Source organism: Luteimonas sp. KH_071 (genome assembly GCF_057838005.1).
Window position 1 is genome coordinate 377,523 of record NZ_CM174458.1, and the last position, 17,856, is coordinate 395,378.

15 protein-coding genes are annotated in these 17,856 nt (G+C 69.8%); 8 read left to right on the top strand and 7 right to left on the bottom strand.

The features are described from left to right. Window positions 1–283: 283 nt before the first annotated feature. The 5 genes from AC3IRM_RS01710 to AC3IRM_RS01730 all read right to left on the bottom strand — a co-directional run bounded on the left by AC3IRM_RS01710 (window position 284) and on the right by AC3IRM_RS01730 (window position 7,068). A complete protein-coding gene (locus tag AC3IRM_RS01710) occupies window positions 284–3,385 on the bottom strand; it encodes a bifunctional diguanylate cyclase/phosphodiesterase (protein WP_489204598.1) in 3,102 nt (1,033 codons plus the stop codon). Window positions 3,386–3,795: 410 nt separating this feature from the next. After that, the gene (locus AC3IRM_RS01715; protein ID WP_489204599.1) at window positions 3,796–4,713 is read right to left on the bottom strand and encodes a ParB/RepB/Spo0J family partition protein; all 918 of its coding nucleotides are present in this window, start codon (window positions 4,711–4,713) and stop codon (window positions 3,796–3,798) included. Next, window positions 4,710–5,525 (bottom strand): ParA family protein, encoded by an 816-nt coding sequence (locus tag AC3IRM_RS01720; RefSeq protein ID WP_489204600.1) that lies wholly within the window; start codon window positions 5,523–5,525, stop codon window positions 4,710–4,712. Before AC3IRM_RS01720 ends, AC3IRM_RS01715 begins: the two co-directional genes overlap by 4 nt. A gap of 194 nt (window positions 5,526–5,719) precedes the next feature. Beyond that, window positions 5,720–6,361 carry a 16S rRNA (guanine(527)-N(7))-methyltransferase RsmG gene (gene rsmG, locus AC3IRM_RS01725; protein ID WP_489204601.1) on the bottom strand — a complete coding sequence of 214 codons (642 nt, stop codon included), beginning with the start codon at window positions 6,359–6,361 and terminating at the stop codon, window positions 5,720–5,722. Between the two features lie 113 nt (window positions 6,362–6,474). Beyond that, window positions 6,475–7,068: a 4'-phosphopantetheinyl transferase family protein gene (locus AC3IRM_RS01730; RefSeq protein WP_489204602.1), complete on the bottom strand. Its 594-nt coding sequence runs from the start codon at window positions 7,066–7,068 to the stop codon at window positions 6,475–6,477. A 148-nt stretch (window positions 7,069–7,216) separates the two neighbouring features. On the opposite strand from AC3IRM_RS01730, the gene AC3IRM_RS01735 reads away from it, so the two are divergent. Next, complete coding sequence (locus tag AC3IRM_RS01735; RefSeq protein WP_489205799.1) at window positions 7,217–8,593, top strand: AMP-binding protein; 1,377 nt, start codon at window positions 7,217–7,219, stop codon at window positions 8,591–8,593. A gap of 97 nt (window positions 8,594–8,690) precedes the next feature. Further along, complete coding sequence (locus tag AC3IRM_RS01740) at window positions 8,691–8,948, top strand: GlsB/YeaQ/YmgE family stress response membrane protein (RefSeq protein ID WP_159681413.1); 258 nt, start codon at window positions 8,691–8,693, stop codon at window positions 8,946–8,948. Between the two features lie 121 nt (window positions 8,949–9,069). Here the strand turns inward: AC3IRM_RS01740 and xth are convergent, their stop codons facing one another. Beyond that, window positions 9,070–9,843: an exodeoxyribonuclease III gene (xth, locus tag AC3IRM_RS01745; RefSeq protein WP_489204603.1), complete on the bottom strand. Its 774-nt coding sequence runs from the start codon at window positions 9,841–9,843 to the stop codon at window positions 9,070–9,072. Between the two features lie 123 nt (window positions 9,844–9,966). Between xth and AC3IRM_RS01750 the strand changes: the two genes are divergently transcribed. Further along, the gene (locus AC3IRM_RS01750; protein WP_489204604.1) at window positions 9,967–11,331 is read left to right on the top strand and encodes an amidohydrolase family protein; all 1,365 of its coding nucleotides are present in this window, start codon (window positions 9,967–9,969) and stop codon (window positions 11,329–11,331) included. A gap of 9 nt (window positions 11,332–11,340) precedes the next feature. Here the strand turns inward: AC3IRM_RS01750 and AC3IRM_RS01755 are convergent, their stop codons facing one another. Continuing rightward, window positions 11,341–12,762 carry a coniferyl aldehyde dehydrogenase gene (locus AC3IRM_RS01755; protein WP_489204605.1) on the bottom strand — a complete coding sequence of 474 codons (1,422 nt, stop codon included), beginning with the start codon at window positions 12,760–12,762 and terminating at the stop codon, window positions 11,341–11,343. A 59-nt stretch (window positions 12,763–12,821) separates the two neighbouring features. Here AC3IRM_RS01755 and AC3IRM_RS01760 point away from each other — a divergent pair, with 59 nt between their 5' ends. From AC3IRM_RS01760 to AC3IRM_RS01780, 5 genes are all read left to right on the top strand, one after another. Next, complete coding sequence (locus AC3IRM_RS01760) at window positions 12,822–13,364, top strand: gamma carbonic anhydrase family protein (protein ID WP_489204606.1); 543 nt, start codon at window positions 12,822–12,824, stop codon at window positions 13,362–13,364. Between the two features lie 80 nt (window positions 13,365–13,444). Then, the gene (locus tag AC3IRM_RS01765) at window positions 13,445–14,128 is read left to right on the top strand and encodes an RDD family protein (protein ID WP_489204607.1); all 684 of its coding nucleotides are present in this window, start codon (window positions 13,445–13,447) and stop codon (window positions 14,126–14,128) included. Continuing rightward, window positions 14,125–15,126, top strand: coding sequence for a stage II sporulation protein M (locus tag AC3IRM_RS01770; RefSeq protein ID WP_489204608.1), 1,002 nt, complete (start codon window positions 14,125–14,127; stop codon window positions 15,124–15,126). Before AC3IRM_RS01765 ends, AC3IRM_RS01770 begins: the two co-directional genes overlap by 4 nt. Continuing rightward, window positions 15,116–16,729, top strand: coding sequence for a DUF4129 domain-containing protein (locus tag AC3IRM_RS01775; protein WP_489204609.1), 1,614 nt, complete (start codon window positions 15,116–15,118; stop codon window positions 16,727–16,729). The genes AC3IRM_RS01770 and AC3IRM_RS01775 overlap by 11 nt, the downstream gene beginning before the upstream one ends. Further along, entirely contained in the window at window positions 16,729–17,853 is a 1,125-nt protein-coding gene (locus tag AC3IRM_RS01780; RefSeq protein ID WP_489204610.1) for a DUF4350 domain-containing protein, read from the top strand. Before AC3IRM_RS01775 ends, AC3IRM_RS01780 begins: the two co-directional genes overlap by 1 nt. Window positions 17,854–17,856 lie beyond the last annotated feature (3 nt).

The window sequence follows — 17,856 nt, forward strand, 5'->3', positions numbered from 1 at the left end:
ACTGCAGCGGTGGGCGCAACGGCGGCGAGCGCGCCGGCGTCGATCGGCTGGTACCACGCGAGCGGCGTCCATGGTGGCGCCGGGATCGGCGACATGGCCGGTTTCAGCAAGGCCATCGGCAGCGGGTTCACCGGACAGATTGCATCGTCCGCATCGCTGCCGGGGAGTTCGTCGGGAAGTGGAGGCGGTGGGTTTTCGGGCGGTGGGGGTGGAGGCGGCGGGCGTTAGGAAGCGGCGAGCGCCTCGTCTCCAGCCTCTCCCGCAGCGGGCGTGATCGGCGCGGCTACGCGCGCTTGAGCGCGTGCCGTTGCCAGTGCGCGGCCGGCTGCGGGCGGCCGAAATGGTAGCCCTGGCCATACAGGCAGCCCATGCGTTGCAGGTGCGTGGACTGGGCCTCGGTTTCGATGCCCTCGGCCAGCACATCCAGGCCAAGCGAATGCGACAGCGCGAGGATCGCGCCGATGATCACCGAGCTGCGTTGGGCCGCGTCGCTGCCGAGTGGATCGATGAAGGAGCGGTCGATCTTGATCATCTTCAGTGGAAACCGGTGCACATAGCTCAACGAGGAATAGCCGGTGCCGAAATCGTCGAGTGCGGCCTCGACGCCCGCAGCGCGCAGGCGCTCGAGAATCCGCGCAACCGCGTCCGGCTCGCCGAGCAGGGTGCCTTCGGTGACCTCGATGTGCAGCCGCGACGGCTCGAAGCCGGACGCCTCCACCATCGCCAGCAGACGCGTATCGAAATCCTCGTCCTCGAAGTGGCGCGGCGAGATGTTGAGCGTGATGAACTCGTCGTTGCGCACGAACCCGACCGCCGCCGCGCAGGCCAGGTGGTACATCTGCCAATCGATGGCTTCGATCAGGCCGCTCTCCTCGGCGACGCACAGGAACTCGCCCGGGGCAAGCAGACCGCGGGTCGGGTGCCGCCAGCGGATCAGGGCCTCGTAACCGACGATCTCGCCATCCTCCAGCCGCACCAGTGGCTGGAAAAACGGCTCGAACTCGTTGCGGATCAGCGCCGCGCGCAGTTCGTGTTCAAGCTCGAGTACATCCATCGCTGCGCGCTGCAGGGTTTCGTCGAACATGACGAAGCGCGCGCGGCCCGCACGCTTGGCGCGGTACAGCGCAACGTCCGCGTCGTGCAGTAGCGCGTCGATGTGCTGATAGCGCGCATCCCCGATGGCGATACCGATGCTGGTCGACCCCTGCAGCAGGCGACCGGCGATCTGCATCGGTTCGGCAAACAGGTCCAGCACGCGCTGGGCCACCTTGCAGGCGGCCCGGGGCCCGGACGTGTCTTCCAGCAGGATTGCGAACTCGTCGCCCGACAGGCGCGCCACGAGATCCGGCGCACGTACGCACGTCGCCAGGCGTCGCGCGACCTCCCGCAGGACATCGTCGCCGGCCAGGTGTCCCAGACTGTCGTTGAACAGCTTGAAGCGATCGACATCCAGATACAGCAGCGACACGCGGCGCGTCGGATTGTGCTGCAGCTGGACCAGCGCGGACGCCAGCCGATCGCGCAGATAGAGGCGGTTCGGCAGGCCGGTCAGCGGGTCATGCATGACCTGGTGCTTGAGCTGCGCCTCGACATGTTCGCGCACGGCGATCTGTTCGCTCAGTTCGCGCGTGCGGGCCTCCACGCGTGCCTCGAGCTCGGCATTGAGGGTTCGCAGTCTCTCGGCGGCGCGTCGCCGTTGCAGCGAGTTGGCGATCTGCGAGCTGACGAAGTTCAGCAGCTCGGCGTCGCCGGTGTCGTAGATCACGTCGGGCCGGTAGCTCTGCACCGCCACCAGGCCGATGATTTCGTCGTCGACGCACAGCGGCGCGCCGAGCCATGACAACGATTCTGCCCCCGTCGGACCAGCGCGCTCGAGTTCGCCGCACGCCACCAGCGCCTCGACATCGCGCGCGTCCGCCAGCAGCGGCTTTCCGTGGCGGATGATGTATTCGGACAGCCCACGCCTGAGCCGGCGCGGCTTGCGGCCGGCATCCTTGTCGTCGACCGAATACGGAAAGTGCAGATGGGTGCGTGTGTCGTCGAGCAGCGCGATGTAGAAGTTGTCGGTATTGATCAGTTCGCCGACCGTGTGGTGCACCTGCTGGTAGAAGCGGACGCTGTCGTCCTCATCGGAGGTCGCCAGCGCGGCTATGCGATAGAGCGCCGCCTGCAGATGCTCGGCGCGCAGGCGCTCGGTGACCTGCTGCTGCAGGTCCGCGTTGGCCACGGCGAGCTGGTGCGTGCGCTCGGCGACGTGGCGCTCAAGCGTTTCCTGGGATTGCTTGCGCTCGACCGCGTTGAGCACGTGTTCGGCGACGAACGCGAGCACCGCGCTGTCCGAAGCGCTGTAGGGCGCCACATCGTCGCGGTAGCTCTGCACCACCAGCGCACCGACCGCGAGGCCATCGCGCAGCATCGGCACGCCCAGCCAGTCGAGCGAGGGTGCTCCCCGCGCCTGCAGCGGCCCTGAGACCTGCGCGCGTAGGCGTTCCAGCGGCCCCCACAGCGGAATGCAGTCGTGAAGTACATACCAGGTGAGCCCGCGTTCGAGCTTCGCGATGGGCACATCCTCGGTCGGCGAATACTTCTCGTCGTTGTACGCATCGGCAAAATAGATGAAGCGGACCGACTGCCGGGTGTGGTCGAGCAGTGCGATGTAGAAGTTCTCGGCGTACATCAGCCCACCGATGATCCCGTGCAGGCCGCGCAGCAGGGTGGGCATGTCCCGATTGGAGCCGGCCATGTCGGCGATCGCGAACAACGCGTGCTGCAGCTTCTCCGCGTGGGCGAGCCGGGCGACAGCGCCGCGCAAGCGCTGGGCGGTCAGCAGCTCGGCCATGCGTTGCGCGATCGCATCGAGCCGTTCGGTGTCCAGCGCCTCGAGCCCCTCGCCGAGCAGTACCGCCGCACTGTCGCCGTCGTGACACAGCACGCGTGCGCCGGTGGGTGCCTGCCTGCAGCCGCGTCGGGTGTCGACCGCCAGCGTCGCCAGCGCGATGGCTGCGGCGGGGTCTCCAATCATCGCCCAGCACCGCGGCTCGTGCGGCCACTGGGACCAGGCCACCATCGCCACCGGCTGTGGGCTCATCGCCTGCAGCAGGCGCAACACCGGCTCGGGACCGGCTGCATCCAGCAGCGCACGCTCGAATGCCGGCAGGCTGCCGACAGGAGACGGATCGATCGGGGAGCGCTTGGAGGGAGCCTGGGTCACTTCGTCAGTCGGTGGCGGCGGGCGACCATCGGGACGCGCCTGGCGTGGCGTCAGTACCGATACACCCGAGGGCCTGTTATGAATCATCGGCCGACATAGGGGAAGACTTGAGTGCCCGTGGTGTTCGACGGCCGTCGTGCCAGGCCGGTCGCGTCTGCGGCTGGACCGTGCCATAAGTCCCGCCGATGACCACCGTCGCCGGCGGCGCTGCACGTCCGCACCCGCGTCATCGGCACTACACCGAGCGAGGCGACCAGCGCGGTCATCAGCACGGGCGCAGACGCCCGAGTACGCCTTCGACGCCAGGGGCTGTGGGCGCGCGATGCATCCGCGCAGCCTAGGTGGTGCAGGCGGCGTTACACAGTTCCAGCGGCCGCGCACGACGCAATGGATGTCCTGCGGCGGTGCAGTCCGCGACGAGCAGAGAACGATCGACGCGACCCGAGCGGGTTCAGACACGGCACTTTGCGGTGACCGCCGGACAGTCCGGGGGAGGACGCCCGGAGCGGCGTGTTGCGGACGATCCGCGTGCATTCGGTCTGCGGGGGCGCATTTCGCTGCGCGCCAACGTCGTGCGGCGCGCGTTATGGGCGCTGCGCGCGCAGCCGTTCCAGCACGCCGTCGAGGGCTTCGAGGTTGCCGTAATGGATCACCAGCCGACCCTTGTTGCCGCGGCCGTTGGCGATCGAGACGCGCGTACCCAGCGTTTCCGACAGTTCGTTCTCCAGCGAGACGATGTCGGCCTGCGGCCGCGCCTTGTTGCGTGCGACGGTGCGGGTATCGCCGCCCGGCACGCGGCCGGCGGCGAACTGTTGTGCGCGGTGTTCGACTTCGCGCACCGACCAGCCGTGTTCGACGGCGTCGCTGGCGAGCTTGCTCGCAAGGTCCGGCGACAGCGTCAGCAGGGCGCGGGCATGGCCCATTTCCAGTTGCTTGGATTCGACCAGGATGCGGATCGCCGGCGGCAGTTCCAGCAGACGCAGCAGGTTGGACACCGCAGCGCGCGAGCGGCCCACGGCCTCGGCGGCCTGCGCATGGGTGAGGTCGAATTCGTCGATCAGCCGCTGCAGCGCCTGCGCTTCTTCCAGCGGGTTGAGGTCTTCGCGCTGGATGTTCTCGATCAGCGCCATCGCGACGACCGTGCGGTCCTCGACGTTGCGCACGACCGCCGGCACTTCGGTGAGGCCGGCCTGCTTCGACGCGCGCCAGCGGCGTTCGCCGGCGATGATCTCGAAGGTGCGGTCGGGCCGCTCGCGCACGACCAGCGGCTGGATCACGCCCTGCGCCTTGATCGACTCGGCCAGCTCGGTGAGCTTGTCGGCGTCCCAGTGCTTGCGCGGCTGGTACTTGCCGGCGCTCAGCGCATCGATCGGCAGCACGCGCAGCGTGTCCTGCTCAGTCGCCTCCAGGCTCGGCGCCTCGGCGGCGGCCTTGGGGCCGAGCAGGGCTTCGAGGCCGCGGCCCAGACCGCGCTTCTTGGCGGGCGTCTTCGCAGCGGTCATGCCGGCGTCTCCATGGCAGTGGCGTCCTGAGTGCTGTTCTTTGCGTCGCGTTCGCGCTGGCGGCGGATCACTTCGCCGGCGAGACCGAGATAGGCGATCGCGCCGCGCGAACCCTTGTCGTACCCGACGATGCTCTGGCCGTGGCTGGGCGCTTCGGCCACGCGCACGTTGCGCGGCACGATGGTGCGGAACACCTTGTCGCCGAAATGATTCGTCAGCTCGCCCGACACGGCATTGGCGAGGTTGTTGCGCACGTCGAACATCGTCCGCAGCACGCCCTCGACCTCGAGCTTCGGGTTGAGGTTCTGCTTGATCGCATCGATCGTCTGCAGCAGCGCGGTCAGGCCCTCGAGTGCGTAGTACTCGCACTGCATCGGCACGAGCACCGAGTCGGCAGCCGTCAGCGCGTTGAGCGTCAGCAGCGACAGCGCCGGCGGACAGTCGATGAGGATGTAGTCGTAGCGCGGACGCAGCGGTTCGAGCGCGCGCTTGAGGCGCTGCTCGCGATCCTCGGCGCCCATCAGTTCGAGTTCGGCGGCGGTGAGATCGGTGTTGCCGGGAATCAGGTCGACCTCTTCCTCGGTCTGCACGATCGCATCGCCCGCTTCCACTTCGCCCAGCAGCACGTCGCAGGTCGAAACCGGCACCGCGCCCTTGTCGATGCCGCAGCCCATCGTCGCGTTGCCCTGCGAATCGAGGTCGACCAGCAACACACGGAGTGGCGTGCGCGCGAGCGCCGCGGCCAGGTTCACGGCCGTCGTCGTCTTTCCGACGCCGCCCTTCTGGTTGGCGATGGCGATGATGCGGGCCATGGGCTCCGTGCGAGGTTCAGGAAGGGAGCCGGCCACCGCGGGCGGCGGCCGGACCGGGGATTATGCCCCCCAAGCGTCGCTTGGGAACACCGGTGCGGACCTGCGACGGCGACGCGGTTGCAGCTGAACCGCCGATGCGCGGGCGGGCATCGGCGATGTCCTGCGTCTTGAGCGGGACAGATGTGCAGGCGGGCTCAGGCGCGCGCGACGACGACCAGATGCCGTTCGGCGTCCAGCCCGGGCACCTTCAGCGGCGTCACCGTGTCGAGCCGCCAGCCGGCCGGAAGCGCGGCGATCTCGTCGACGGGATCCACACCTTTCATCGCCAGCAGGCGTCCACCGTCGGTCTTCGGAAGATGGCCGCCGACGGCGAGGATGTCGGGCAGCGTGGCCAGCGCACGTGCGGTGATCGCGTCGAACGCGCCGGGCCTGTCGACGGCTTCGATGCGCGATTCGGCGACATCCGCATTGGTCAGTTTCAGCTGGCGCACGGCCTCGCGCAGGAAGCGCGCCTTCTTGCCGTTCGACTCCACCAGGGTGACGTGCAGACCGGGCAGCGCGATCGCCAGCGGAATGCCGGGCAGGCCGGGGCCGGTGCCGAGATCGGCAAGCGTCGCGAGACCGTCGACGTGCGGCACCATCGCCAGCGAATCGAGCAGATGACGCACCACCATCTCGCGCGGATCGCGCACAGCGGTGAGGTTGTAGGTCTTGTTCCAGCGGACAAGCAGCGCGAGATAGGCGAGCAGCGGATCGGCCAGCGTCGGCGCGAGGCCCAGCGTGCGCAATCCGGCTTCGAGTTCGGCGCGCAGCGCGGTGTCGTCGGAAAGTTCCATGGGGGCATTGTAGAAGCTGGTGGGGCGGCGAGGGCTGTGGATCGCGAGGGCTGGCAGTGATGCGTCAGTGCCGCAGATCAAGGATTCGAGCAGTTCAAAGACCGCGCCCCCGCTCAATCCACCCGCCGCCACGCCACCGTCGCCAGATACCCCGGCAGCGGCGCGAACGCATGCAGATGCCAATCCCCCGGCGTGCCCAGCGCCGGATCGCAGGCGACCAGCGCCCAGCCCTCTTCGTGCGCGGCGAACTCCAGTCGATCGAGCCCGAACGACAGGCCGTGTCCATGTGCTTTGAGCACCGCTTCCTTCGCGCACCACAACTGCACGAATGCAGCTTCAGCGGCCCCGGGCGCGCGCTTCGCCAACGCCGTCGCCTCGCCCGCAGCGAAAAAGCGCTGCGCCAGCGCCATCGCCTGCGGCCGCGGCCGCATCCATTCGATGTCCACACCGACGGCCACGCCGTCGCCGAGCGCGACCAGCAGCGCATCGCCGCTGTGGCTCCAGTTGATATCGAGACCGGGCTTGCCGGGCACCTGCAATCGCGGACGGCCGCGGGCGTCGCGTGCAAGGGCGATCTCGGCGTCGGGTCGACCGAGCGTCCCGGTCAGCCAGGGGCGCACCAGCAATTCGGCGGACTGGCCGCGGTGGTAGTCCCGCCACGCGACGCGCACCGGCCCGTCGGCCAGACTCATGGTTTCGCTGAACATCCCTCGCTGAACATCCGGTTTTGGCATCCCGCAGTCCGTCCAGCGTAAGCTAAAACCGCTGTTCCGCGGGCCGGACACGGCGTACGGAACATCTTCATGGAGTGGCAACACGATGTCGGCAGTGGGTGTGGAACAGGGTGCGGTGCGCATCGAAGGCCTGCAGGGCGCAGGCGAAAGCCGACCGATGGTCGATGGTGGTCCAACGCGCGTGGTCGCGTTCGGCGCCGACGGCGTGGTGACGGCGCAGACCTTTCTCGGCCACGTGCGCGGTGTCGCCGCTTTGTTGCCGGACGCACCGTTCGCATTGAATCTCTGCGAAGACCGCTACCGCTTTCTCGTCGCGTTCTGCGCGGTCGCGCTGCGCGGCCAGACCACGCTGCTGCCGCCTGCGCGTACGCGCGGTGCGATCGACGACGTGCGTGCGCGCCATCCGCACAGCTATTGCATCGGCGATCGCGACGATTGCGGCTGCGATGCCGTGCACACGCCCGCGCCACCGCACTACGTGCGTCTGCCCGACGCGCTGCCGACGCGCGATGGCGATGTGCCGCAGATCGCGCTGGCCGCGCTGGTCGCGATCGGGTTCACCTCGGGCAGCACCGGCGTGCCCGGCGCCAATCCCAAGACCTGGGGGACCTTCCACACCGGCACGTTGCAGAACCTCGCCGCGCTCGCCGATCTGCATGGCGAGGCGACGCTGCCGGTCGTCGCCACGGTGCCGCCGCAGCATATGTACGGCATGGAGTTGTCGGTGTTGCTGCCGTTGCTCGGCAACGTCGCCGTGCACGGTGCGCGGCCGTTTTTTCCCGAAGACATCGCCACCGCGTTGCGTGACGCGCCGCGCCCGCCGCTGCTGGTCACAACGCCCGTCCATCTGCGCTCACTGGTCGAATCCGGCGTCGTGCTGCCGCCACTCGCCGCGATCGCCACCGCGACTGCGCCGTTGTCGCAGGCGCTCGCGGCGGAGGCCGAAGCGCGTTTCGGCTGCGAAGTGCGCGAACTGTTCGGCTCCACCGAGACCTGCATCTTCGCGCGCCGCCGTACCGCCCGCGAACGGGCCTGGACACCGTTTGCCGGCGTGCGCCTGCAGCCGGTGCCCGACGGCACGCTCGTGCACGCCCCGCATCTGCCCGAGCCTCGGCTCTTGGCCGACATCGTCGAACTCGACGCCGAGGGCCGCTTCGAACTGCGTGGCCGCCAGGCCGACATGATCGAGATCGCGGGTAAGCGCGCCTCGCTCGCTGACCTCACCCGTCGCCTGCTCGCCATCGACGGCGTGCGCGACGGCGTGATCTGCCAGTGCGATGCGCCAGGTGCCACCGGCGTGCGTCGGATCTTCGCCGCCGTCGTCGCGGATCCGGCGCTCGACGATGCCGCGCTGCTGGACGCGCTGCGCGCGGATGTCGATCCGGTGTTCCTGCCGCGCCGTATCCGCCGTCTGGACGCGCTGCCCCGCAACGAGACCGGCAAATTGCCGCGCGCCGCGCTGGAGGCGCTGTTCGACGCCGATCCACCTGAATCCTGACGCATTCATCACGGGACGGAGTGGATGCTTGCGCCGCACTTCGGGCCGGTACGTGCCCACTCTCTCTGATCTTCACGTTCCGCACTGGAGTACGTCCATGAATTTCCTCATCTACATCATCGTCGGCGGCATCGCGGGCTGGTTGGCCAGCATCCTGATGCGCACCAACGGTCAGCAGGGCATCCTGCTCAATATCGTCGTCGGCATCATCGGCGGTTTCATCGGTGGCTGGCTGCTGCCGATGCTGGGCGTGTCGTTCGGCGCAGGCTGGATCGGCTTCCTGCTGACCGCGCTGATCGGCGCGATCATCCTGCTGGCGATCGTCAACCTGATCCGGCGCGGCAGCGCACGCTGATCGCGCACGCGGTACCCGAAAAGGCCCGGCATTGCCGGGCCTTTTCTTTTGGAGATGCCGCAAACCAACAGCGGTAGGGCCGGGCGCCGGCGCGACGTTCGCGGCGGCGCCGTGTGGCGCGTCAGCCCGAGAGGGTGACCCACGCGGGCGCGTGGTCGCTGGGCCGCTCCCACGTGCGCGGTTCCCGATCGATGCCCGAAGCGACCGCGTGATCGCGCAGCGCATCCGAGACCAGGGTCAGGTCGATCCGCAATCCGAGATCGCGGCGGAAGCCCGCCTGCCGGTAATCCCACCAGCTGAAGACACCCGCGTCGTCGTGGTGCAGGCGGAACGCGTCGTGCAGACCGAGCCCGAGCAGGCCGCGCAGGGCCTCGCGTTCGGCGGTCGAGGTCAGGATGTGGGTGTCGTTCCAGACCGCGGGGTCGTGCACGTCGCGGTCGTCGGGGGCGATGTTGAAGTCGCCGAGGACCACCAGTTTCGGATGGGCAGCGCGTTCGCGTTCGACCCAGGCATGCACGGCGGCGAGCCAGCGCAGCTTGTAGGCGTACTTGTCGGTGCCCACGTCCTGGCCGTTCACGACATAGAGGTTGATCACGCGTACGCCGTCGACGGTCGCGGCGATCACGCGCTTCTGTTCGTCCTCGAAACCGGGAATGCCGATCTGCACGTCGTCGAGCGAACGGTCCTTCGCGAGCAGCGCGACGCCGTTGTAGGTCTTCTGTCCCGCGAACACGCTGCGGTAACCGAGCGCGGCGAGCGCCGAATCCGGGAACTTCGCATCCTCGAGCTTCGTCTCCTGGATGCCGACCACGTCCGGCTGCGCATCGCGCAACCACTGTTCGAGATGCGGCAGGCGCACGTTGAGCGAATTGACGTTCCAGCTGGCGATCTTCATCGGCGCGGTTCGCGTTCCGGTGTGGCCGGCGATTGTACGCGGGCCGTTGCAGCCGGGCGCCCACATCCCGTGTGCACACGCAGTGCGCGACGCTGTACGGCCACGCGAACCGAGCGACGCCCGATGCGATTCCCGACGATTCCGCTGGCGGCCACGCTGCTGGCCCTGACGACGGCCGCTGCGGCCTCGTCTGCCGATGACGGCGCGCTGCTGGTGCGCAACGGCCACGTGCTGACGATGGATCCCGAGGTCGGCGACCTGCCGCGCGCCGACGTGCTGGTGCAGGGCGGTCGCATCGTCGCGGTTGGTCCGGATCTCGATCCGGGCGATGCGCGCGTGATCGATGCCGCGGGCGCCTACGTGCTGCCCGGGTTCGTCGACACCCACTCGCATCTGTACACGACGACGATGCGCGGCCAGTTCCGCAACGCCGACGGTGCCTATTTCGATACGGCCGAAGCGCTGGCGCCGTCGATGACGCCGGACGATGTGCGCATCGCGATGCACATCGGTGCGCTCGAACTGCTCGACGGCGGCATCACCACGACCGGCGACTTCTTCGACAACGTGCGCTCGCCGGCGCACGGCGAGGCCGGCCTGCAGGCGCTGGACGCGGCCGGCATCCGCGCGGTGCTGTACTACGGCGGGCCGGACAAGAGCACGCGGCATCCCATCGATGTGGCCCATCTGTCGGAACTCGCGGCCGCGCGCGGCGCGGAGGCGCGCGTGCAACTGGGCCTGGCATGGCGCCTGCCGCGCGACCGCGGCGACGCGGACAACTGGGCGATGCGCATGCACGAGCGCGACACCGCGCGCGCACTCGGCCTGCCGGTGCAGGTCCACGTCAGCGTCGAGCCGGGGCCGATCTTCGATGCGCTGATCGCGCGCGATCTTCTGGCGCCGGACCTCAGCCTGGTCCATGCGACCGATGCCACGCCGGCGCAGCTGCAGGCGCTGGAGGCGGCGGGCGGCGCGCTGTCGCTGACGCCGATCAGCGAGCATCGGGTCGGTTACGGCCCGACCCGCATCGATCATTTCGCGGCCGTGCGCCGGCAAGGACTCGGCATCGACGGCAATGCGCTGGCCGGCCGCGGCGACATGTTCGCGACCATGCGCCTCGCGGCGCTGACCTGGAGCGGCGAGGCGCGCGACGAGACCGTGGTCGATCCGCGCGCGCTGCTCGAGCTGGCGACACGCCGCGGCGCCGACGCACTGGGCCTGGGCGCGATCACCGGCACGCTGGTGCCCGGCAAGCGCGCCGACCTGCAGGTGATCGCGGCCGATTCGCTGCAGATGGCCGGATTCGGCGGCGGCGACCCCGCGGCGCTGCTGGTCTATTCGGCATCGCCGGCGGACGTGCGCACGGTCATCGTCGACGGCGTGCTGGTCAAGGCGGACGGCGCACTGGTCGACGTCGATCTGCCGCAACTGCGCGAGGCGGCGCAGCAGTCGGCACGCGCGCTGCTCGAGCGTGCGTCGCCGCGCTGAGCACGCGCCTCAGCGCACCAGGCGGTCGATGAGCGTGGCGATACGCGCGTAAGGCGGACGCAGCCAGTCGGTGACGGCGAAGCGCGACTGCCACAGCACCGGCAGCGCCTTGGTCATCGCATCGAAACCGGCGCGGCCGTGATACGCGCCCATGCCGCTTGGGCCGACGCCGCCGAACGGCAGGCGATTCGCGGCGAAGTGCAGCAGGGTGTCGTTGACGGTGACGCCGCCGGCGACGGCGCGGGCGAGGATGACTTCCGCCTGGGCGCGGTCGCCGAAGGGATACAGCGCCAGCGGCCGGTCGCGTGCCTCGACGAAGGCGATGGCCTCGTCGAGCGTGCGGTAGGACAGCACGGGCAGGATCGGCCCGAAGATCTCCTCGCGCATCACGTCGCTGTCGTCGCCGGGTTCGACGACGAGCGTCGGCGCGAGCGCGCGTGCGCCTTCGACCTCGAGCAGTGGCAGCACGGTCAGGCCGCGCGCACGCGCATCGTCGATCAGGCCGGTCAGTCGCGCGTGCTGCGCGTCGCTGACGATGTGGGTGTAGTCCGACGCCCGCGCGCCGGCATCTGCGTAGCGCGCCTGCACCTCGAACCGCAGTGCTTCGAGCAGCGCATCACGGCGCGCGGCATCGATCAGCACGTAGTCGGGCGCGATGCAGGTCTGGCCGGCGTTGAACAGCTTGCCGGTGACCAGACGCGCGGCGGCCTTGTCGAGCGGATAACCCGGACAGACGATCGCCGGCGATTTGCCGCCGAGTTCGAGCGTCAGCGGGGTGAGGTTCGGCGCGGCGGCGGCCATGACCTTGCGGCCTACGGCGGTCGAGCCGGTGAACACCAGATGGTCGAACGGCAGACCGGCGAACGCGGCGCCGATGTCGGCATCGCCCAGTGCGACGGCGACGCGGTCAGGCGGAAACACTTCGGCCAGCAGCGAGCGCAGGAACGCGCTGCTGCGCGGCGTGTGTTCCGACGGCTTGAGATAGACGTGGTTGCCGGCGGCGATCGCGGTCGCGAGTGGAATCAGCGCCAGATTCACCGGGTAGTTCCATGGCGCGATGACACCCACCACGCCCAGCGGCACCGGCCGGACTTCGGCGCGCGCCGGCCACAGCCGCCAGCCGGCACCGACGCGGCGCGGGCGCATCCAGCCGCGCAGGTGACTGCGCAACGCATCGATCTCCGACAGCACGGTCATGCCGTCGGCGATCAGCGATTCGGCACGCGCGCGGTGGCCGAAATCGGCCGAGATCGCATCGGCCATCTCGTCGAGACGACGCGCGAATACAGCGCGCAGACGGGCGAGATCGTCGCGGCGCTGCGCGGCATCGGGGCGCCGGCCGCGCCATGCCGCGCGCAGGACATCGAGCGTGGGCTGCAGGTCGGCGACCGGTGTCGCGGCGGGTGTCGGATCGGGCAGGGCGGTGTCCATCGTCGCAGTGTAGCGCCGGCGTCGCGGCAATCCGCCGGGGCCGCAGGTAGACTCGGGCGATGGACTTGAGACCCTATCGAGACATCGCCCCGAGCCTCGGCGCACGTGTCTACGTGGACCCCGCGGCGACCGTAATCGGCGATGTCGTGCTCGGCGACGACGTGTCGGTGTGGCCGGCGACGGTGATCCGCGGCGATGTGAACCACGTGCGCATCGGCGCGCGCACCAGCGTGCAGGACGGCACCGTGATCCACGTCAGCCACGCCGGCCCGCACGCAAAGCGCGGCGGCTTTCCGACGCTGATCGGCAGCGACGTCACCATCGGACACAAGGCGGTGATCCACGCCTGCACGATCGAGGACGCAGCGTTGATCGGCATGGGCGCACTGGTGCTCGACGGCGCCGTGGTGAAGAAGCATGCGTTCGTCGCGGCCGGCGCGGTGGTGTCGCCGGGCAAGGTGGTGGGCGAATGTGAGTTGTGGGTCGGCAATCCGGCACGTTGTGTGCGCAGGCTCGACGACGCGCAGATCGAAGGTCTGTACTACAGCGCTGCCCACTATGTGCGGCTCAAGGACGAGTACCTCGCCGCGCTGGCGGGCTGAGCACGGCAGGGACGCAGACGACACATGACGGACAGGAACGACGCGCGCACGCGCATGACCGCACGGAGCCGCGGCACCTGATGCTCGACACGGTGCGCGAGGTCCACACGCCCGAGGGCGTCGCGCTGCGCCTGCCGGCCGCCGGCCCGGTGCCGCGCGCGGTCGCGTGGCTGATCGACCTCGCCATCCGCGGCGCGCTGCTGATGGCGCTCTCGATCGTCCTCGGCATGCTCGGCAAGTTCGGTTCCGGCGTGTACATGATCGTGCTGTTCGTCGTGTTCTGGGGTTACCCGGTGGTGTTCGAGGCGCTGTACGGCGGGCAGACGCCGGGCAAGCGCGCGCTGAGCCTGCGGGTGGTGTCGGCCGACGGCGCGCCGATCGGCTGGATGGCGAGCTTCGTGCGCAATCTGATGCGCACTGTCGACATGCTGCCGTTCGGCTACGGCGCGGGTCTGGTCGCGAGTCTGGCCGATCCCTGGAGCCGCCGGCTGGGTGACATGGTCGCCGGGACGCTGGTGATCCACGCCCCGCGCGAACGCACGCAGATCGACGCGCTGCAGATCGCGCCGCAGGCGCCGGCGGCACCGCTGCAGGCGCACGAGCAGATCGCGGTGATCGCGTTCGCCGAACGGGCGCACGCGCTGACCGGCGAACGCCAGCAGGAGCTGGCCGACATCGTCACCCCGGTCACAGGCGCGCGCGGGGAGACCGGCGTGTTGCGACTGCTGGGTGTGGCCAACTGGTTGCTGGGGCGCCGCGCGTGAGGCAGGACGCCTTCGTCGCCCGCCACGAAACCGAGTGGGCTGCGTTCGAGCGCTGGCTCGACGCGCGCGAAGGCAGTCCGCGCCGCGCGCGTGCGACGCGGCGCGACTGGGACGGGCTCGGCGACGAGGACGTGCCGTCGCGCTACCGCCGCCTGTGCCAGCAGCAGGCGCTCGCGCGCCGGCGCGGCTACAGCCCGCAGGTCACCGCGCGGCTGCAGGCGCTGATGCAGCGCGGCCACAACGTGCTGTACCGGCCACCGCCGCCGCCGTGGCGGCGGGCGCTGCGCTTCCTGCTCGCCGATTTCCCGCGCCTGGTACGCGCACAACGCGGCTGCCTCTGGGCGTCGCTGGTGCTGTTCGTGGTGCCGCTGGTGCTGATGTTCGTGCTGATCCAGCAGTGGCCCGAACTCGCCTACGGAGTGATGTCGCCCGAGCAACTGGCGCAGATGGAAGGCATGTACGACCCGGCGCGCGCGGCCGAGCGCTTCGCCCGCGAACGCCAGACCGACATGGAGATGTTCGGCTACTACATCTGGAACAACGTCAGCATCGGCTTCCGCACCTTCGCCAGTGGCCTACTGGCCGGCATCGGCACGATCTTCGTGCTGATCTTCAACGGCGTGTTCATCGGCACGGTGGCCGGGCATCTGCAGGCGATCGGCCACGGTGGCCCGTTCTGGCGCTTCGTCATCGGCCACTCGGCGCCGGAGCTCACCGCGATCGTGATCGCCGGCGCCGGCGGTCTGCGGCTCGGCCTCGCGTTGATCGCGCCGGGCCAGCTGCGGCGCGTGGATGCTCTGGTGCAGGCCGGGCGCGATGGCGGCAGGCTCTGTCTCGGCATCCTCTTCATGCTGGTGTTCGCGGCGTTCGTCGAAGCGTTCTGGTCGTCGACCGGTGCGATTCCCGATGCGGTCAAGTTCGGTGTCGGTGGCGGCCTGTGGCTGCTGACCGGACTGTGGCTGTGGCGCGGCGGACGCGGGGTGGCCGATGCGCGTTGAGACGGTGCAGGTGGAACTGCGACCGCGCACCGCCTGGGAGGCGATGGAGCTCGGCAACGCGCTGGTGCGCCGGCATGCACGCGCGATCTGGGGACCGTCGCTGCTCCTCGGCCTGCCGGTGTTCGTGGTGCTCAATGCGCTGGGCTGGGCGATCGACCAGCTGTGGCTCGCCGCGCTCGCGCTGTGGTGGCTCAAGCCCGTGTTCGATCGCGTGCCGTTGTTCGTGCTCTCGCGCGCGGTGTTCGGCGCGGCCCCGGGCATGCGGGCAACGCTCGATGCGCAATGGCGCTGGGGCTGGCGCCCGCTGATCGGTCATCTGACCTGGCGGCGGTTCAGTCCCTGGCGCGCGGTGACCTTGCCTGTTGACGTGCTCGAAGGCCTGTCCGGCGCGCCGCTCGCGCAGCGGCGACGCCTGCTCGGCGACGGCATCGGCGGACACGCCCTGCTGCTTACCGTCATCTGCCAGCTGTTCGTGGTCGCGCTGCTGCTGTCGCTGAGCACGCTGGTGCTGATGTTCGTGCCGACCGAACTGCTGTCCGAATCGGCGCGCGCGATGTGGGCGTTGATCTCCGAGCAGCCGCCGCGCTGGGTGCAGGTGCTCGGCAATCTCGCGTTCTGGATGGCGATCGGACTGGTCGAGCCGTTCTATATCGGCGCCGGATTCGGTCTGTATCTAAACCGGCGCACGCAGCTGGAAGCCTGGGATCTGGAAATCGCATTCCGGCGCCTGCGCGCGCGCCTCGCCCCGGCGGCGACGCTGGTGGTCGGCCTGCTGCTCGCCGGCCTGATGCTGGCGCCGGTGTCGGGGCATGCGCAGGATCCGGCGACCGCCCGCGAAGACGCCGCGCGCGAGATCAATCCGACCAAGACCTGGCGGCCCGGTGAGCGCAGGCAGGATGCGGCCGAGCCTGATGCACCACAGACGCCGACGTTGCCGCAGGTGTTCGGCCAGGTCGAGGACGGCGCGTCGTTCCGCCGCGCGATCGAACGCGCCTACGCGGATCCGCTGCTCGACAACAAGCGCGAAGTCACGCGCTGGCAACGCAAGAATGCCGACGACGAGAAGGACGACGAGAAGAACCGGCAGACGCCGAATACCGGTCTGCTCGCGGCCATCGCGCAGGTCTTCGCGCTGATCGCCGAGTACGGCATGTGGATCGTGCTCGCGATCCTGGTCGGACTGCTGGCCTGGACCGCGCGCCACTGGTGGCCGTGGATGCGCGACACGCTGCGCCCGGTGCGCGAACCGAGCGAGATCGTCGTCGAGGCCGCGCCGCCGCCGCCCGAAGCACTGCCTTCGGATCTGGTGTCGGAAGTGCGTCGCCTGTGGGCGGAAGGCCGGCATCGCCGGGCACTGGCCCTGCTGTATCGCGGCGGCGTCGAGGCGATGGTCACGCGCGCCGGCGTGACCCTGGTGCCGGGCGCGACCGAAGCGCAGGTCCTGCGCGCGTCGCGCCGTCTGCCCGATGTCGAAGACCGCGATGCCTTCGCCGAGATGGTGCGCGTCTGGCAGCGCGCCGCCTACGGCCAGCGGCTGCCGGACGATGCCGGCCTCGACGCGCTGCTGGCGCGTCTGGCGCCGCGATTCGGATGGTCCGCCTGATGCGCGGGTCCACCCGCATCGCACTCGTCGCACTCGGCGCGTTGATCGTCGCGCTCGGCGTCGCCTGGTTCCTCCACACACACGAGCGCGTATCCGACACCGTCAACCTGCCGCCGCGCGGCGAGGCCGCCTACAACCCGCTGTACGCGTTACGCGAGACGCTGCGCGCCGATGGCGTGGAGGCGCGTTCGCGCCAGCGCCTGCAACTCTCCGGCGTGCCGCTGGGGCCGCGGGACACCGTGCTGCTCTACAGCGAACCCCGCACGCTGCTGCCGTCCGAGGTCGAAGCGCTGCTCGGCTGGGTCGACGGCGGCGGCCATCTGCTGGTGCGCACGCCGTTGCCACGACGCCGCGCGGACGCCGCGCGTCCCTGGGATCTGTTGGAGCGCCTCGGCGTGCACACCGTCGACGGCGGCACGCGCTGCGAGCCCCTGCTGGTGACCGGGCAGGGCGGCCATGTCGAGTTCTGCAACGGGCGCCGGTTCCTCGTCGATGCGGAACCGCTGCTCGAATGGGGCGACGGCTACGAGGACGGTCTGGTGTTCGCGCGGCTGGCGCACGGCGCCGGCACCGTCGACGTGGTCGCCGATTTCGATTTCATGCGCAATGCCGATCTGCGCGACGTGCCGCACGCGTTGCTGGCCCGGCAGCTGCTGGCGCCGAACTGGGGCGCGGGCACCGTGCATCTGGTGTACGCCGCCAGCGTGCCGCCGCTGTGGTACCAGATCCTCACCCGCGGCTGGATGGCATGGGGGCCGTTGCTGCTCGCGCTGCTCGCCTGGCTGTGGATGCGCACACAGCGGCTCGGTCCGGTGTTGCCGGCGCCGCCGGTCGCGCGGCGCGCCCTGCTCGAACACGTCGCCGCGAGTGGCGAGCATCTCGTGCGCTACGGCCGCGCGCCGCTGCTGTACGACGCGGTGCGTGCCGCCTTCCTCGACCGCCTGCGTCGGCGCGATCCACTCGCCGCCGCGCTCGACGGCGAGGCCGGTATCGAAGCCATCGCCGCGCGCACCGGCCTGTCGCCGCGCGATGTCCGCCACGCGCTGCAGGCGCCCCGACCCGATGATGCGACGGCGTTCCGCCAGCGCATTGCCCGATTGATCCAGATGCGCAACCACCTGTGAGCC

Coding starts and splice junctions, on each gene's coding strand:
- AC3IRM_RS01710 (WP_489204598.1), bottom strand. CDS start 3,385: ATGGCACGGTCCAGCCGCAGACGCGACCGGCCTGGCACGACGGCCGTC.
- AC3IRM_RS01715 (WP_489204599.1), bottom strand. CDS start 4,713: ATGACCGCTGCGAAGACGCCCGCCAAGAAGCGCGGTCTGGGCCGCGGC.
- AC3IRM_RS01720 (WP_489204600.1), bottom strand. CDS start 5,525: ATGGCCCGCATCATCGCCATCGCCAACCAGAAGGGCGGCGTCGGAAAG.
- rsmG (WP_489204601.1), bottom strand. CDS start 6,361: ATGGAACTTTCCGACGACACCGCGCTGCGCGCCGAACTCGAAGCCGGA.
- AC3IRM_RS01730 (WP_489204602.1), bottom strand. CDS start 7,068: ATGTTCAGCGAAACCATGAGTCTGGCCGACGGGCCGGTGCGCGTCGCG.
- AC3IRM_RS01740 (WP_159681413.1), top strand. CDS start 8,691: ATGAATTTCCTCATCTACATCATCGTCGGCGGCATCGCGGGCTGGTTG.
- xth (WP_489204603.1), bottom strand. CDS start 9,843: ATGAAGATCGCCAGCTGGAACGTCAATTCGCTCAACGTGCGCCTGCCG.
- AC3IRM_RS01750 (WP_489204604.1), top strand. CDS start 9,967: ATGCGATTCCCGACGATTCCGCTGGCGGCCACGCTGCTGGCCCTGACG.
- AC3IRM_RS01755 (WP_489204605.1), bottom strand. CDS start 12,762: ATGGACACCGCCCTGCCCGATCCGACACCCGCCGCGACACCGGTCGCC.
- AC3IRM_RS01760 (WP_489204606.1), top strand. CDS start 12,822: ATGGACTTGAGACCCTATCGAGACATCGCCCCGAGCCTCGGCGCACGT.
- AC3IRM_RS01765 (WP_489204607.1), top strand. CDS start 13,445: ATGCTCGACACGGTGCGCGAGGTCCACACGCCCGAGGGCGTCGCGCTG.
- AC3IRM_RS01775 (WP_489204609.1), top strand. CDS start 15,116: ATGCGCGTTGAGACGGTGCAGGTGGAACTGCGACCGCGCACCGCCTGG.
- AC3IRM_RS01780 (WP_489204610.1), top strand. CDS start 16,729: ATGCGCGGGTCCACCCGCATCGCACTCGTCGCACTCGGCGCGTTGATC.